The following is a 14018-nucleotide window of genomic DNA, read 5'->3' as shown; positions in this document are numbered from 1 at the left end:
TCGTACGCTGTATAGGAACCACAGGAGCGCAAGGAGCCCGCATGACGGCGACCGCCGCCGAGCAGAACCACCTCTCGTCACCGAGCCACCCGCAACGCTGGCTGATCCTCGGCGTCATCTGCCTCGCCCAGCTCACCGTGCTGCTCGACAACACCGTCCTCAACGTCGCGATCCCCTCCCTCACCCGGGAGCTGGACGCGTCCACCGCCGATGTGCAGTGGATGATCAACGCCTATTCGCTGGTCCAGTCGGGCCTGCTGCTCACGGCAGGCAGTTCCGCAGACCGTTACGGCCGCAAGAAGATGCTGGTCGCGGGGCTCGCCCTGTTCGGCATCGGCTCGCTGGTGGCCGGACTGGCCCAGACGTCCGTGCAGTTGATCGCCGCCCGCGCCGGCATGGGCATCGGCGGTGCGCTGCTGATGACCACGACCCTTGCTGTCGTCGTCCAGATCTTCGACGACACCGAACGGGTCAAGGCGATCGGCGTCTGGTCGACCGTCAGCTCGCTCGGCTTCGCCGTGGGACCTCTGATCGGCGGAGTGATGCTCGACCACTTCTGGTGGGGCGCGATCTTCCTGATCAACATCCCGGTCGCGGTCGTCGGCCTGGCCGCCGTGATCCGTCTCGTCCCGGAGTCCAGGAACCCGCGCGGCGAGCGCCCCGACCTGCTCGGCGCGCTGCTGTCCACCATCGGCATGGCCTCCGTCGTGTACGCGATCATCTCCGGCCCGGAGCACGGCTGGACCTCGGGCCAGGTGCTGCTGACCGCGTTCACCGGGGTCTGTGTCCTCACCGGATTCGTGCTGTGGGAGCTGCACATTCCGTACCCGATGCTGGACATGCACTTCTTCCGGAACCAGAAGTTCATCGGGGCGGTCGCGGGCGCGATCCTGGTCGCCTTCGGGATGGGCGGCTCGCTCTTCCTGCTCACCCAGCAGCTCCAGTTCGTCCTCGGATACGAGCCGCTGGAGGCGGGTCTGCGCACGGCACCGCTGGCGCTGAGCGTCGTCGCGCTCAACCTCACGGGCCTGGGCGCCAGGCTGGTGCCCAAGCTGGGCACGCCCGTCACGATCGCCGCCGGGATGAGCCTGCTGGCCGCAGGTCTTGCCGCGATCGCCCTGCTGGGTGGCAACGGCTACGGCGGCATGCTGCTCGGCCTGGTCGTCATGGGCGCGGGCATCGCACTCGCGATGCCGGCCATGGCCAACGCGATCATGAGTGCCATTCCGCCGGAGAAGGCGGGGGTGGGCGCGGGGGTCAACGGCACGCTCGCCGAGTTCGGCAACGGACTGGGGGTCGCGGTCCTCGGCGCGGTGCTGAATTCGCGGTTCGCGGCACTCGTACCGGCGGCCGTCGGGGCCGCCTCGCTTCCCGCGGCGCTCGCCGCGGCGACCGACGACGGCGAGCGGCAGCGGATCACCGACGCCTTCGCCTCGGGACTGGAGACCAGCCAGTTGGTCGGGGCGGTGGCGGTGCTGGCGGGCGGGCTGCTGGCTGCCGTACTCCTGCGCAGGGCGGAGCGGGCAGAATCTGCTCGGGCAGACTCGGCCGCGGCAGCGGCATAGCATCAGTCGGGGCGTACCGGACTGTACGAATCCGGTTCGTGCGCACGGGGTACGGATCCGGTTCAGTCATCCCGTCCGTCCCGCCGGCAAGACGAGGAGAGTGCGCCATGGTGTCCGCGGCCGACCGAGTGAAGAATCCTGCCAGGACCAGTGTGTGGCTGGATCAGCGGGCACCGTCGCGCACCCGTAAATCGGACCAGCCGGCCGGCCTCGACCGCGACAGGATCACCGCGGCGTCGGTCCGGCTGCTGGACGCCGAGGGTCTCGCCAAGTTCTCCATGCGCCGGCTCGCCGCCGAGCTGGACGTCACCGCGATGTCCCTCTACTGGTACGTCGACACCAAGGACGACCTGCTGGAGCTGGCCCTCGACTCGGTCTACGGCGAGATCGCGCCTCCCCGGGAGGAGGCGCACTGGCACGACCGGCTCCGCGAACTGGCCACCACCTACCGGGAGCTCCTGGTCCGGCACGTCTGGGTGTCGCCGCTCGCCGGACATTTCCTCAATATCGGCCCGCAATCGATGCTGTTCTCGTACGCCGTCCAGGACGTGATCCGGGCGACCGGGCTGCCGCTGCACCAGCAGACGGGCGCTCTCTCCGCGGTCTTCCAGTTCGTGTACGGATTCGGCACCATCGAGGGCCATATCGTGCAGCGTTCCGCGGCGGCGGGGCTCAGCCAGGACGAGTTCTTCCAGCAGGCGATGCGCACGATCCGGTCCCAGCCGCAGCTCAGCCGGATCGTCGAGTCGTCGCAGGACCTGATGGACGCCCGCGGCGGTGACACGGTCGAGGAGATGCGCGAGCGGGACTTCACGTTCGCACTGGACCTGCTGATCGCGGGGATCGAGGCGATGCGGGACCGGTAGTGTCGTTACGCCCCCGGGGGACGTCCGGGGGCGTCCTCCGGGGTGTGTCCCGCACCCTTCAGTACCCGCGCCCCACGTCCACGGCTGTCCCCGGCACCCGCCCCGCCGCCAACGCCTGCCAGCACGCGGCGAAGTCCGTGACGACGTCCTCGTCCGCCGTGATGCCTGCGGAGTGCGAGGTGATCACCGTACGAGGCAGCTGCCAGCAGCGATCCCCGGGCACGGCGGGTTCCTCGGGCAGCACGTCGAGCACCGCCCCGCCCACCGCACCGGAGCGCAGCCCGGCCTCCAGCGCACGCATGTCCACAGTTGCGCCCCTGCCGACATTGATGAACGTGGCACCGCTCATGCCCGCGAACCGGTCCGCCCCGAAGAAGCCGGCCGTCGCGGGGGTCAGCGGCAGCGTGGAGACCACCCAGCGCGCGGACGCGAGCGATTCGGCGTCGTCGTCCGCCCCGACGACCCGGTCGAAGCCCGCCGGCGTCGCACCTGCCCCGCGCCCCACGCCCACGGTCCGGATGCCGCACCCGCGCAGCAGGCCGGCGACGGCCGAGCCGATGCGACCGGTCCCGTAGATCAGGGCGGTCTGCCCGGAGGCGAGTTCGGAGGGGATACGGCGCCACTCGGCCCGTGCGTGCTGGGCGGCGAACTCGGGGACGGACTGACAGCCGGCGAGCACCCAGGCCAGTACGTACTGGGCGATCCGCTCACCCATGCGGCCCACCGTCCGGGTGAGCAGCGCCCCGGACGGCCATGGTCCGGCGCTCAGCAGGGTGTCCGTCCCGGCGTTCACGCTGTGGAACCACACCAGTGGCCCGCCCCGCAGCGCATCCGGCAGCGCGGCCCCGACACAGATGAAGGGTTCCTCCGGCGGTGTGCCGGAGAAACCCTGTTCCACCGGGCGGCCGGTGACCCGTTCCAGGCCGCGGACGACGGAGGCGCCGACGGTCGGTGCGGCGAGCAGCCGGGCCCGCGCGAGCAGGCCCGGCGCCGGAAGGACGTTCTCACTCATCCTGGAACAGCCGTCAGCTGCCGGGCGCCAGGTGGGCGGGGAAACCGCCCGTAGCAATGGGCCCCCACCGCTCCGGGGTGATCCGGATGATCGACTTGCCCTGCTTCACCATCGCCGCCCGGTACTCGTCCCAGTCCGGGTGCTCTCCCGAGATGTTCCGGAAGTACTCGACGAGCGGCTCGACCGAGTCGGGCGCGTCGATCACCTCGGCCGACCCGTCGATCTGCACCCACGGCCCGTTCCAGTCGTCCGACAGGACGATCACGCTCACGCGCTCGTCCCGCTTCGCGTTCCGGGTCTTCGCCCGTTCGGGGTAGGTCGAGACGACGATCCGGCCGGAGTCGTCGACGCCGCACGTCAGCGGGGATCCCTGGGGGCGGCCGTCGGCCCGGGTGGTCAGCAGGATCGCCCGGTGCCGGGGCCGTACGAACGCCAGCAACTCATCCAGTTCCACGGCGGTGTTGGTCGCGATGTTGGGTGCCATGTCCGCAGACTACGACGGCAGGGACTCGCCCTGCACGGCCTGGATGTCCAGTTCCACCCGCAGTGTCGTGCCGATCGCCGAGATGCCCGCCTGCACCACCTGGTTGTAGTTCATGGCGAAATCGTCGCGGCACAGCTCTGCCGTTGCGCTGAAGGCCGCGCGCACCCCGCCCCACGGGTCGGGGCCGGTGCCGAGGTAGCTCAGGTCCAGGTCGACCGGACGCTCGACGCCGCGCATCGTCAGCAGGCCGTGCACGGTCCAGCGGTCGGGGCCGGCCGGGGTGAGCCCGTTCGAGCGGTACGTGATCTCCGGGAACCGGTCCGCGTCGAGGAAGTCCGGCGAGCGCAGGTGCTTGTCCCGCATGCCGTTGCCCGTGTCGATGCTGGCCGCGCTGATCACGGCGTCGACGCGGGAGCGGTGGACCTCCTCGGCGATCTCGATCCGGCCGCTGAACTCGGTGAACCGGCCGTGCACGCTGGAGATCCCCAGGTGCTGCGCGACCGCGCCCACCGAGGAGTGCGCCGGGTCCAGCGACCAGGCGCCCGGCGGCGGCAGCTCCACGCCGCCCTGGCGGGCCAGTACCACCGTGCCGGCCTCGACCCGTCCGCTCGCCGTGACGAGGGCGGTCGACGCGGCGGGGGCGTACCCGACCGCGGTCACGATCACCGTGTACGCGCCGGCCGGGAGCAGGGCGTCGGTCCGTACCGCCCCGTCCTCGTCGGCGGCGGCTCGCAGCACCTGGGTGCCGGTCATGTCGGTCACCGTCACGACCGCGTGCTGGACGGCCCAGCCGTCCCGCGTCCGTACCTGTGCGCGAAGTCCCATCCCGTTTCTCTCCTTGCTCCATGACTCAATGAGTCGGCCCCGGGGCGGGGACGGCAGGCCGTCCCCTGCCTGCCGTCCCCACCACCGGGGCCCATTTCCACCGGGGGCAGCCTCTCCGCTCGAAGCGCTGCCCACCAGGGGTCTGTGTTACTCGATCACTCGCCGGGGTGGGCGAGCTCGATGTCGTGGCCGTCGACCCCGCGACCGGCCACGGTCAGCGCGCCGGCCACCGGCGGGTAGCCGGTCGCGATGACCGAGTACTCGCCCGCGTCCAGGTCGGCGAAGGCGTACGCCCCGTCCTCCCCGGTCGTCGAGGTGGCGACCACATTGCCCGCCGCGTCGACGAGCGTGACGCGGGCGTCCGGGAGCGGCCGACGGGCCGAACCGGCCCGCACGACACCCTGGACCAGCGCACCGGACTGCAGTACGGCGTCGACCCGGGTGACACCCTGGCCGCCGATCTCCACCGGCAGCGCCAGCGGGCGGAAGCCGGTGGCGTTCACCGCGACGGTCACCGCACCGGGCACCAGCTCGGCGAAGGTGAACTCGCCGGTCCCGGTGGACTTGCCGGTGGCCAGCACATCACCGCGCACATCGGTCACGATGACCATGGCGCCGTCGACCGGATCACCGCTCTCGGCGGCCCGCACGGTCCCGGCCAGGCCACTCGTACCGGCGAGCAGGATGTCGTACGACAGCTGCTGGTCGCCGACGACCACGGTGGACGCCTGCGGCTGGAAGCCGTCGGCGGATGCGATCAGGACGTAGCTGCCGGCGCCCGGCGCGTCCAGACGGTAGCTGCCGTCGGCCTGGGCGACGGAGCGCCCCAGCTGCCGGCCGCCCAGCGAGATCAGCGTGACCGCGGCCCGGGCGACGGGTGCGCCCTCGGCGCCCCGCACCACACCGCTCACCGGGGTGCCCTGCACGGTTGCCACCGGAGCTTCGAGCGTGTCGACCGAGGTGACCCCGGCCGCGCTCTCGGAGACCAGCGCGGCAGCACCGGACGGGACCTCGGCGAGCACCGCGGCGGGAACCTCGGCGGGAGCATCGGCCGCCACCGGGGCGTCGTTCGCCGCGTTCGTCTTCAGCGCGACCTCCTTGATGAAGATCGTGATGAGGAAGGCGATCAGCGCGGCCGGAGCGGCGTACAGGAACACGTCGCCGACGCCGTGCCCGTAGGCGCTCTCCACGACCGTACGGAACGGTGCGGGCAGCTTGTCCAGGTCGGGGATGCCCCCGCCGCCGGTACCGCCGTGGCCCAGGGCCGCGCCCTTCGGACCGAGGTCCGCGAGGCCGTCCTTGACGTAGTGGGTGACGCGGTTCGCCATGACGGCGCCCAGCGCAGAGACGCCGATCGCACCACCGAGGGAACGGAAGAAGGTGACGACGGAGCTGGCCGAGCCGAGGTCGGACGGAGCGACCTGGTTCTGCGTGGCGAGCACCAGGTTCTGCATCATCATGCCGATGCCGAGACCCATCACGGCCATGAAGAGGGCGATGTGCCAGTACTCCGTGTCGTACCGGAGGGTGCCCAGCAGCCCGAGCCCGGCGGTGACCAGGAAGCCACCGCTGACCAGCCAGGCCTTCCAGCGGCCGGTCTTCGTGATGATCTGGCCGGAGACCGTCGAGGAGATGAACAGACCCGCGATCATCGGGATCGTCATGACGCCGGACATCGTCGGCGACTTGCCCCGCGCCAGCTGGAAGTACTGGCTGAAGAAGACCGTGCCCGCGAACATCGCGATACCGACGAACAGCGAGGCCAGCGAGGCCAGCGTGATGGTGCGGTTACGGAAGAGGCGCAGCGGGATGATCGGCTCGCTGGCCCGGGACTCGGTGTAGACGAAGAGCAGGGCGAGGATCAGGGAACCCGCGAGCATCACGCCGGTCTGCCAGGACAGCCAGTCGTACTTGTCGCCCGCGAAGGTCACCCAGAGCAGCAGCAGCGAGACGGCGGCGCTGATGAAGAACGCGCCGGTCCAGTCGACCTTGACCTCACGCTTGACGACCGGGAGCTTCAGGGTCTTCTGGAGCACGATCAGCGCGATGACGGCGAACGGCACACCGACGTAGAAGCACCAGCGCCAGCCCATCCAGCTGGTGTCGGTGATGACTCCGCCGAGCAGCGGACCGCCGACGGTGGCGACGGCGAACACCGCACCGATGTATCCGCTGTAGCGACCGCGCTCGCGCGGGGCGATCATTGCGGCCATCACGATCTGGGCGAGGGCGGAGAGACCGCCGACGCCGATGCCCTGGACGACACGGCAGGCGATGAGCATGCCGCTGCTGGTCGACAGACCCGCGACGACCGAGCCCAGGACGTAGATGACGAGCGCTATCTGGACCAGCAGCTTCTTGCTGAACAGGTCGGAGAGCTTGCCCCACAGAGGAGTGGTGGCGGTCATCGCGAGCAGCGAGGCCGTGACGACCCAGGTGTACGCGGACTGGCCGCCACCGAGGTCCGAGATGATCTCGGGGAGAGCGTTGGAGACGACGGTCGACGACAGGATCGCGACAAACATGCCGAGCATCAGCCCGGCCAGTGCTTCCATGATCTGCCGGTGTGTCATCGGCGCGCCCTCGGAGGAAGAGCTTCCTCCGTGCTTGGCGTGGCCGCCCCGCACACCGGTTGGTGTGGTCGTAGCCATTGAGTTCCTTTGCTTTGCTTCTGTTACACGGGTGTACGGGTGTGCGAGTCGTTGTCGCTGTCGGCGGGCCGCGTGTGGCACTCGTGGCTGTGCCTTCCGGGGGCGCACCCACTGGAACCGCGACAGGCGAAACTGTCACGCAGCCGGGCCAACAACGTGTTGAGCTGTCCGACCTCGTCGTCGGACCATTCCTGAAGGTTGTGGGCGAACATTTCGGTGGTCCGCCGGTTCAGGTCGCCGAGTACCGCGTTTCCCGCGGGGGTCAGCCGCAGGATGCGGGACCGCTTGTCCGCCGGGTCCGGAGACCGTTCTATCCAGCCGCGCTCGGCCACGTGGGCGACATGTCGGCTGGTAACCGACATGTCGACGGCCATCAGCTCGGCCAGTCTGCTGATCCGCATTTCGCCGTGCTGGCTGAGCAGGGCCAGTACCGCGGCGGATCCGCCAGGACATTCAGCAGGGAGGATGCGCGCGAGTCCGCGTTTGACGGCCCCCACGGCGCTGAGCTGCCGGGCCAGTTCTTCGTACTGACTCCGTGCGGCCACGGGACCCCCAGACGATTGTCACTGCATCTTGTTGCTTAGGGCAACCATAGAAGCGATTGGTTGCTGCAGGCAAACGAAAATCGGCTTGCAGGAGTAAAGGAACGCCAAAGGATGCGTCGGGTTCAGGTCAAAGGCCCAGGGTGTGCGGGGCGGGTCGGGTGTGTCTCGTGCCACACCGGAGGTGTGGACGGTGGCCCCGAAACGGCAGTAGGCCCCGAGCGTTACTCGGGGCCCGGCCGTCGCCCCGTAGGGGCATAAGGTGCCGTCGGACCGCTAGGGTCCTGACCCATGGCACACAACCGTTCCTTGGCGCCCGGCGCGAGGTGCTGTGCGTCTGGCGGGCCATCCCGAACGGTCTTGGATGACCTGGTTCTCCGCTTTCGCGCCCCGGTGGCGGCACGCGTCACGCGCGTGATCCAGTCCGTGGCGGGCAGAGTCCCTGGTGCGAGAGGGGTCGAGCGTTGGCCGCAGGACCCTCTCCCACGTGACGACGCTACAGTTCCACAGGCTTCATATCGCAGTATCCGACGAGCACTTCACCCGATCGAGTGGGAATGCATTCATGCGTAATCAGCCGCCGGTAAATGGCAACCCCCAGGGCCCCGAGGGCAATTACGACCCCGCGGGCAGCACCCAGATGTTCCGCGCCTTCGTCGACGAGGGCGAGCCGCAGCGCCGGCAGCAGCCGGCCGCGTCGTCCGGACCGAAGACCGGAGTGATCGTCGCCGTCGTCGCGGTGATCGTCATCCTCGGCGCGGTCGCCTGGCTCGCGCTCGGCTGACCCGACCCCGCCCTTCCCATCCGTCACTTCCAGACGGCGGTGACGTCCCGGGTCTCGACATGCATGCCCAGGGGCACCCGCCAGGCGTCCACGCAGACGGTGTACGTCTTCTCCCGCGCCGCTCCCGCGTCGATCGGCGCGGGCAGTGGCGCGGTCGTTTCCACGGTCGCCCAGTCGATCCCGAGCCCGCCGATGATGTGCGTGGCGAAGGTGACCGTTCCCGACCGGGCCGGTGAGCCGCCGGTGTTGCGGAACTCGACAGTCACCTTCTCGCACCAGCGGTGATCGCCCGCCGCCCGCTCGGGTGCGCCCAGGGTCAGGACGGCAGGTGCCGCAGGTGCGGTGGACCCCGGTGCGGACGGGGTGGTCGGAGTCGCGGAGCCGCCCCCCGCGCCGCCCGAGGCCGTGCCACCGGTACCGCCGCCACCTGCACTGCCGGCGGAGCCCGTACCACCCCTGGAGCCCGCAGCGCCCCCGGTGGTGTCGGCGGTGGTGTCGCCGGATCCGCTGGAGGACTGCGCACCGCCGCTCGTGCGGTCGGCCGCGCCACCGCCCGCACCACTGCCGGTGCCCCCCTTACCGCCGGTGTCACCGCTCGCCGCGGAGGAGCCAGGCTTCGGCTCCTCGCCTCCGCCGTCGCCGCCCTCCCCGTCCAGCGGAATCAGCGTCACCCTGCCCGAAGGCGCGACCGCGCCCTTGGGTGCCTTCTCCGGGCCGGTGCCCGCCGCGCCGACTGCCGCATAGCCGTCTTTTTCGCCCGCCCCGGCGCCGCAGGCGGCGAGTGCTCCGCCCAGGCACAGCACGGCCGCCGAGGCGACGATCACGGTGCCCCGGCGGCCGGTCGAGCCGAATGTCTGACGTCGCATCGCGCCAGTGTGGCTGACGGTCCGTCAATTCGGAACCCTCGCGCGACTGCGCGTGGGTCAGTCGGCGATGAGCCCCTCCCTGAGCTGGGCGAGGGTCCGGGTCAGCAGGCGTGAGACGTGCATCTGCGAGATGCCGACCTCCTCGCCGATCTGCGACTGGGTCATGTTGGCGAAGAACCGCAGCATGATGATCTGCCGCTCCCGGGGCGGGAGTTTGGCCAGCAGCGGCTTCAGCGATTCGCGGTACTCGACGCCTTCCAGCGCGGAGTCCTCGTAGCCGAGCCGGTCCGCGAGCGAGCCCTCGCCGCCGTCGTCCTCCGGGGAGGGCGAGTCCAGTGAGGAGGCGGTGTATGCGTTGCCGACGGCCAGGCCGTCGACCACGTCCTCCTCGGAGACCCCGAGCGCCGCAGCGAGCTCCGGCACGGTCGGCGAACGGTCGAGCTTCTGAGCCAGCTCGTCGCTGGTCTTCGTCAGCGCGAGCCGCAGCTCCTGGAGCCGACGCGGCACCCGCACCGACCAGGAGGTGTCGCGGAAGAAGCGCTTGATCTCGCCGACGACGGTGGGCATCGCGAACGTCGGAAACTCCACGCCCCGTTCGCAGTCGAACCGGTCGATCGCCTTGATCAGGCCGATCGTGCCGACCTGGACGATGTCCTCCATCGGTTCGTTACGGCTCCGGAACCGCGCCGCGGCGTACCGCACCAGCGGGAGGTTGAGCTCGATGAGTGTGTCCCGCACGTAGGCACGCTCCGGGCTGTCCGGTCCGTCGGGACCCGGTGCGGGACCCAGGGCGGCGAGCCGCAGGAACAGGGAGCGGGACAGAGTGCGGGTGTCGATGGCTTCCGACGAGCTGGTGAGCACAACGGGTGCGGGTGCGCTCTTCGTGAGCGTGAGCACCTTCGAGCTGCCCTGTTCTGCGGACATGCCACCCCCTTGAGGTCGCGGACGGTCGCGGTAGCCACGACCATCGGAGGAACGCAGCCTCCACCTGAATACCGGAGGCGGGGCTGCGGCAAACGCGGTTCACGCAGAATGTCACATGTCGGCAACACGCTGTAGTGACATGTCGACAAGTCCAGGTGACGTATGCGCAGTTAACGGGGGGTGTGCGGCATTCGGGCTGCCTGAGAGGGACGTTGATCGGTTTACCCGATCCGGTTACGCCTCGATCCTGTTTGCGGATCGAAGTCGCGCGAAGCTTCTGGCCAGCAGTCTTGACACATGCATCTGGGAAACGCCCAATTCGGCGCTGATCTGTGATTGCGTCAGGTTGCTGTAATAGCGCAGCAGCAGGATGCGCTGCTCGCGCTCGGGCAGCTGGACGAGCAGATGACGGACCAGGTCACGGTGCTCGACCCCGGCGAGAGCGGGGTCCTCGTAGCCGAGCCGGTCGAGCAGTCCGGGCAGCCCGTCGCCCTCCTGGGCGGCTTCCAGCGAGGTTGCGTGGTAGGAGCGCCCCGCCTCGATGCAGGCCAGCACCTCCTCCTCGGAGATCTTCAGCCGCTCGGCGATCTCCGCGGTGGTGGGCGAGCGGCCGTGCGCGGTCGTCAGGTCCTCGGTGGCGCCGGTGACCTGCACCCAGAGCTCGTGCAGCCGCCGCGGCACGTGGACGGTCCGCACGTTGTCCCGGAAGTACCGCTTGATCTCGCCGACGACGGTGGGCATCGCGAAGGTCGGGAACTGGACGCCGCGTTCGGGGTCGAACCGGTCGATGGCGTTGATCAGCCCGATGGTGCCGACCTGGACGACGTCCTCCATGGGTTCGTTACGGCTCCGGAAGCGCGCCGCGGCGTACCGCACGAGGGGGAGGTTCGCCTCGATCAGCGCGGCCCGCACCCTGCCGTGCTCCGCACTCCCCGGTTCCAGCTCCTTGAGCTGGCCGAAGAGGACCTGGGTGAGCGCCCTGGTGTCCGCACCCCGGGTCCTGGCGGGCGTCGTGCCGTCGGGCGTCTCGGTCTGGACGCTCTCGGCCGCCGGGGCGGCCCGGGTCGCCGAGGCGGACTGGGTGGACTGATCGGACTGAGTGGACTGATCGGACTGGGCTGTTTGGGCGGTTTGGGCATCGTCGTTCTGGACGATCTGGGGAGGCACTTGAGGCGCTGTACTGGCCGGCACGGTGAGGCCACCCCTTTGCGGTCAACTTCGGTCAACTCATCCGTCAAAAGCGGTCATAGCATCACAAGACATGTCCACTGTGTGCAAGCACCGCACAGTGTCGTGTTGAGGTCATGCTGGTTTAAACGCATGGAAAAGCCCCTCACCGAAATGGCGAGGGGCTCGTGGGTTCCGGGACCGCGGAGGTCAGAACGGGTAGTCGGCAATCACCCAGGTGGCGAAAGCCCGCCACTGTCCGGCGGCTGCCTGATGGGCCGGGTGTGCGACGTAGCGCCCCAGGGCGTCCTCGTCGGCGACCGCGGAGTTGATGGCGAAGTCGTACGCGATCGGCCGGTCGGTGATGTTCCAGGCGCACTCCCAGAACTCCAGCTCCGGGATCTTCCCTCCGAGCTCCTGGAACGCCTTCGCCCCGGCGACGACGCGCGGATCGTCACGCTTCACGCCGTCGTTCAGCTTGAACAGGACCAGATGGCGGATCATGGGGTACTCCTACTTCACGAGCTCGGACATGAAATCGCCGACGCCCTGTGCGGCACTCGAAACGCCTTCGAACCCTACCTGGACAAGATCCGCGGCCCGGGCGGGGGACGTGATGATCGTGTACAGCACGAAGACGACAACCATGTAGAGCGCGATCTTCTTCGCTTGCACCATCAGCCCCTGCCTCCCCTTCGATCCCCTGTGCAGTCGGGCGATTCTATCCGCACGAATGGCCGTATCCGATGGGGGTTTCCGATGGGGTTTGTGATCACACCCCCGGCCCGATGCCTCGGTGGGTGTGGCCCCGGCCGAAGAAGGGTGCTGCCGGCGGACGCGACCACCCTGTGAGCGCCGTACCGATGAACAGGATGTGGCCATCCCCGAGGGGCGGCCACACCTCCTGGCCGGCCTGCCGGGCGTAGCCGGAGTCCGCCGTTCGCACCGCTTCCTGTTCGTACGGTTGCGGCTGCTCCGTTGTCCGCAATGGAGCGCGACCGTCCGCCGGCCGACGCTCTAGCGTCTCCCGAACCACCCGAGGCGAGGAGCGGCATGTGAACTGGCTCATCCATGACTACCGTGAGGACGACCTGGCGGCGGTCGTTCATCTCATCGACACGACCGCGGATCTCGGCCAGGAGTCCGTCTTCTCTTTGGCCGAGTGCATCAGCGCCCTGACGTCCCGCCAGCCCGCGGTGGTCGCCGTCCACCGCGGCGAGCCCATCGGCGCGGCCCTCGCCCAGGTGTCCGAGGGCCGGGCCTGGGTGATGCGGATCGCCATTTCACCGACCTGGCGCGGCCGGGGCCTGGCCAGCGCGCTGCTGATGGAGCTGGAACGCCGGCTGATCGCGGCCCGGGTGCGTCGCATCGCCTACGTCCTGCCGGAGGAGGAACTGCTCGGCGAGGGCCTGCAGAAAGCCGGTTACACGCGGAGGCCGGCCGTCGCCTACTTCGAGAAGACCGAATCGGCCATCGGCGCCGCGGCGAACCTCCTGGAGGAGCTGGGTGGCCGGGTGCTGTCCGGTGATCTGTGGGGAAAGGTCGCCGGCATGGAGGCGGAGAAGAACCTGATCGAGCGTCGCATCGTGCTGCCGCTGGCCGAACCCGAGCGTGCCGCCCGGCACGGGGTCATACCGCCGCGCGCCATCACGCTGTTCGGTCCGCCCGGGACGGGCAAGACCACCTTCGCCCGAGCCATTGCCTCCCGCCTCGGCTGGCCCTTCGTCGAACTGCTGCCGTCCCGGCTGGCGGACGAAGGGAATCTCGCCGCCGCTCTGCGCACGGCCTTCGCCCGGATCGGGGAACTGGAGCGGGTGCTGGTCTTCATCGACGAGGTCGAGGAGATCGCTCCTGTACGCGGCGCACGCCCGGAGCCCGGGATGCATGGCGTCACCAACGAACTCCTCAAGCTCATCCCCGGCTTCCGCGAGCGCGACGAGCGGCTCCTGGTCTGCGCCACCAACTCCATCCGCTCCCTCGACCCGGCCTTCCTGCGTCCCGGACGGTTCGACTACCTGATTCCCATCGGCACCCCGGACCCGGCCGCCCGCGCGGCGATCTGGTCGCGCCACTCCGCCCGGCGCGACGATGTCGACCTGGACGCGCTCGTCGCGGCCAGCGAGCTGTTCACCCCGGCCGACATCGAGCACGCGGCCCGGATCGCGGCCCAGGCTGCCTTCGAACGCGACGTCGCCGAGGCAGGCGCACACACCGACGACTACCTCGCCGCGCTCCGCCAGTGCCGTCCGACAGTGACCCCCGCCGTCATCGCCGAGTTCACCGCCGACATCACCACGCACGCCCGAGTCTGAACCCGCAGCGCCCTGTCGAA

At 69.7% G+C, this 14018-nt stretch carries 14 protein-coding genes; 4 read left to right on the top strand and 10 right to left on the bottom strand.

The genetic code is table 11. From position 1 onward, the window contains the following. Window positions 1-41: 41 nt before the first annotated feature. The gene (locus OG972_RS20535) at window positions 42-1565 is read left to right on the top strand and encodes an MFS transporter (RefSeq protein WP_266983547.1); all 1524 of its coding nucleotides are present in this window, start codon (window positions 42-44) and stop codon (window positions 1563-1565) included. 107 nt (window positions 1566-1672) lie between these two features. Further along, on the top strand, window positions 1673-2431 hold the full coding sequence (locus OG972_RS20530; protein ID WP_266983545.1) for a TetR/AcrR family transcriptional regulator: 759 nt from the start codon (window positions 1673-1675) through the stop codon (window positions 2429-2431). A gap of 58 nt (window positions 2432-2489) precedes the next feature. Here the strand turns inward: OG972_RS20530 and OG972_RS20525 are convergent, their stop codons facing one another. The 5 genes from OG972_RS20525 to OG972_RS20505 form a co-directional block, all read right to left on the bottom strand. After that, window positions 2490-3443 (bottom strand): NAD(P)-dependent oxidoreductase, encoded by a 954-nt coding sequence (locus OG972_RS20525; RefSeq protein WP_266983543.1) that lies wholly within the window; start codon window positions 3441-3443, stop codon window positions 2490-2492. Between the two features lie 13 nt (window positions 3444-3456). Further along, on the bottom strand, window positions 3457-3927 hold the full coding sequence (locus OG972_RS20520) for a PPOX class F420-dependent oxidoreductase (protein ID WP_266983542.1): 471 nt from the start codon (window positions 3925-3927) through the stop codon (window positions 3457-3459). Window positions 3928-3936: 9 nt separating this feature from the next. After that, on the bottom strand, window positions 3937-4752 hold the full coding sequence (locus OG972_RS20515; RefSeq protein ID WP_266983540.1) for a YceI family protein: 816 nt from the start codon (window positions 4750-4752) through the stop codon (window positions 3937-3939). Window positions 4753-4907: 155 nt separating this feature from the next. Further along, the gene (locus OG972_RS20510) at window positions 4908-7403 is read right to left on the bottom strand and encodes an MFS transporter (protein ID WP_266983538.1); all 2496 of its coding nucleotides are present in this window, start codon (window positions 7401-7403) and stop codon (window positions 4908-4910) included. A 23-nt stretch (window positions 7404-7426) separates the two neighbouring features. Then, complete coding sequence (locus OG972_RS20505) at window positions 7427-7948, bottom strand: MarR family winged helix-turn-helix transcriptional regulator (protein ID WP_266983536.1); 522 nt, start codon at window positions 7946-7948, stop codon at window positions 7427-7429. Window positions 7949-8510: 562 nt separating this feature from the next. Between OG972_RS20505 and OG972_RS20500 the strand changes: the two genes are divergently transcribed. Beyond that, window positions 8511-8729: a hypothetical protein gene (locus tag OG972_RS20500; protein ID WP_266983534.1), complete on the top strand. Its 219-nt coding sequence runs from the start codon at window positions 8511-8513 to the stop codon at window positions 8727-8729. Between the two features lie 23 nt (window positions 8730-8752). On the opposite strand, the gene OG972_RS20495 is transcribed toward OG972_RS20500, so the two are convergent. The 5 genes from OG972_RS20495 to OG972_RS20475 form a co-directional block, all read right to left on the bottom strand. Beyond that, window positions 8753-9595 carry a hypothetical protein gene (locus tag OG972_RS20495; RefSeq protein WP_266983532.1) on the bottom strand — a complete coding sequence of 281 codons (843 nt, stop codon included), beginning with the start codon at window positions 9593-9595 and terminating at the stop codon, window positions 8753-8755. Window positions 9596-9652: 57 nt separating this feature from the next. After that, entirely contained in the window at window positions 9653-10519 is an 867-nt protein-coding gene (locus OG972_RS20490) for an RNA polymerase sigma factor SigF (RefSeq protein WP_037695075.1), read from the bottom strand. Window positions 10520-10753: 234 nt separating this feature from the next. After that, the gene (locus OG972_RS20485; RefSeq protein ID WP_266983529.1) at window positions 10754-11710 is read right to left on the bottom strand and encodes an RNA polymerase sigma factor SigF; all 957 of its coding nucleotides are present in this window, start codon (window positions 11708-11710) and stop codon (window positions 10754-10756) included. Between the two features lie 186 nt (window positions 11711-11896). Then, window positions 11897-12190, bottom strand: coding sequence for a Dabb family protein (locus OG972_RS20480; RefSeq protein ID WP_266983527.1), 294 nt, complete (start codon window positions 12188-12190; stop codon window positions 11897-11899). Window positions 12191-12199: 9 nt separating this feature from the next. Further along, a complete protein-coding gene (locus OG972_RS20475) occupies window positions 12200-12364 on the bottom strand; it encodes a hypothetical protein (RefSeq protein WP_176902190.1) in 165 nt (54 codons plus the stop codon). A 377-nt stretch (window positions 12365-12741) separates the two neighbouring features. On the opposite strand from OG972_RS20475, the gene OG972_RS20470 reads away from it, so the two are divergent. Beyond that, entirely contained in the window at window positions 12742-13998 is a 1257-nt protein-coding gene (locus OG972_RS20470) for an ATP-binding protein (protein ID WP_266983523.1), read from the top strand. The last annotated feature ends 20 nt before the right edge of the window (window positions 13999-14018 follow it).

It is taken from the genome of Streptomyces sp. NBC_01669 (assembly GCF_026339735.1).
GTDB lineage: Bacteria > Actinomycetota > Actinomycetes > Streptomycetales > Streptomycetaceae > Streptomyces > Streptomyces yanii.
This window is presented reverse-complemented; position numbering and strand designations above follow the sequence as displayed.

Coding starts and splice junctions, on each gene's coding strand:
- OG972_RS20535 (WP_266983547.1), top strand. CDS start 42: ATGACGGCGACCGCCGCCGAGCAGAACCACCTCTCGTCACCGAGCCAC.
- OG972_RS20530 (WP_266983545.1), top strand. CDS start 1,673: ATGGTGTCCGCGGCCGACCGAGTGAAGAATCCTGCCAGGACCAGTGTG.
- OG972_RS20525 (WP_266983543.1), bottom strand. CDS start 3,443: ATGAGTGAGAACGTCCTTCCGGCGCCGGGCCTGCTCGCGCGGGCCCGG.
- OG972_RS20520 (WP_266983542.1), bottom strand. CDS start 3,927: ATGGCACCCAACATCGCGACCAACACCGCCGTGGAACTGGATGAGTTG.
- OG972_RS20515 (WP_266983540.1), bottom strand. CDS start 4,752: ATGGGACTTCGCGCACAGGTACGGACGCGGGACGGCTGGGCCGTCCAG.
- OG972_RS20510 (WP_266983538.1), bottom strand. CDS start 7,403: ATGGCTACGACCACACCAACCGGTGTGCGGGGCGGCCACGCCAAGCAC.
- OG972_RS20500 (WP_266983534.1), top strand. CDS start 8,511: ATGCGTAATCAGCCGCCGGTAAATGGCAACCCCCAGGGCCCCGAGGGC.
- OG972_RS20495 (WP_266983532.1), bottom strand. CDS start 9,595: ATGCGACGTCAGACATTCGGCTCGACCGGCCGCCGGGGCACCGTGATC.
- OG972_RS20490 (WP_037695075.1), bottom strand. CDS start 10,519: ATGTCCGCAGAACAGGGCAGCTCGAAGGTGCTCACGCTCACGAAGAGC.
- OG972_RS20480 (WP_266983527.1), bottom strand. CDS start 12,190: ATGATCCGCCATCTGGTCCTGTTCAAGCTGAACGACGGCGTGAAGCGT.
- OG972_RS20475 (WP_176902190.1), bottom strand. CDS start 12,364: ATGGTGCAAGCGAAGAAGATCGCGCTCTACATGGTTGTCGTCTTCGTG.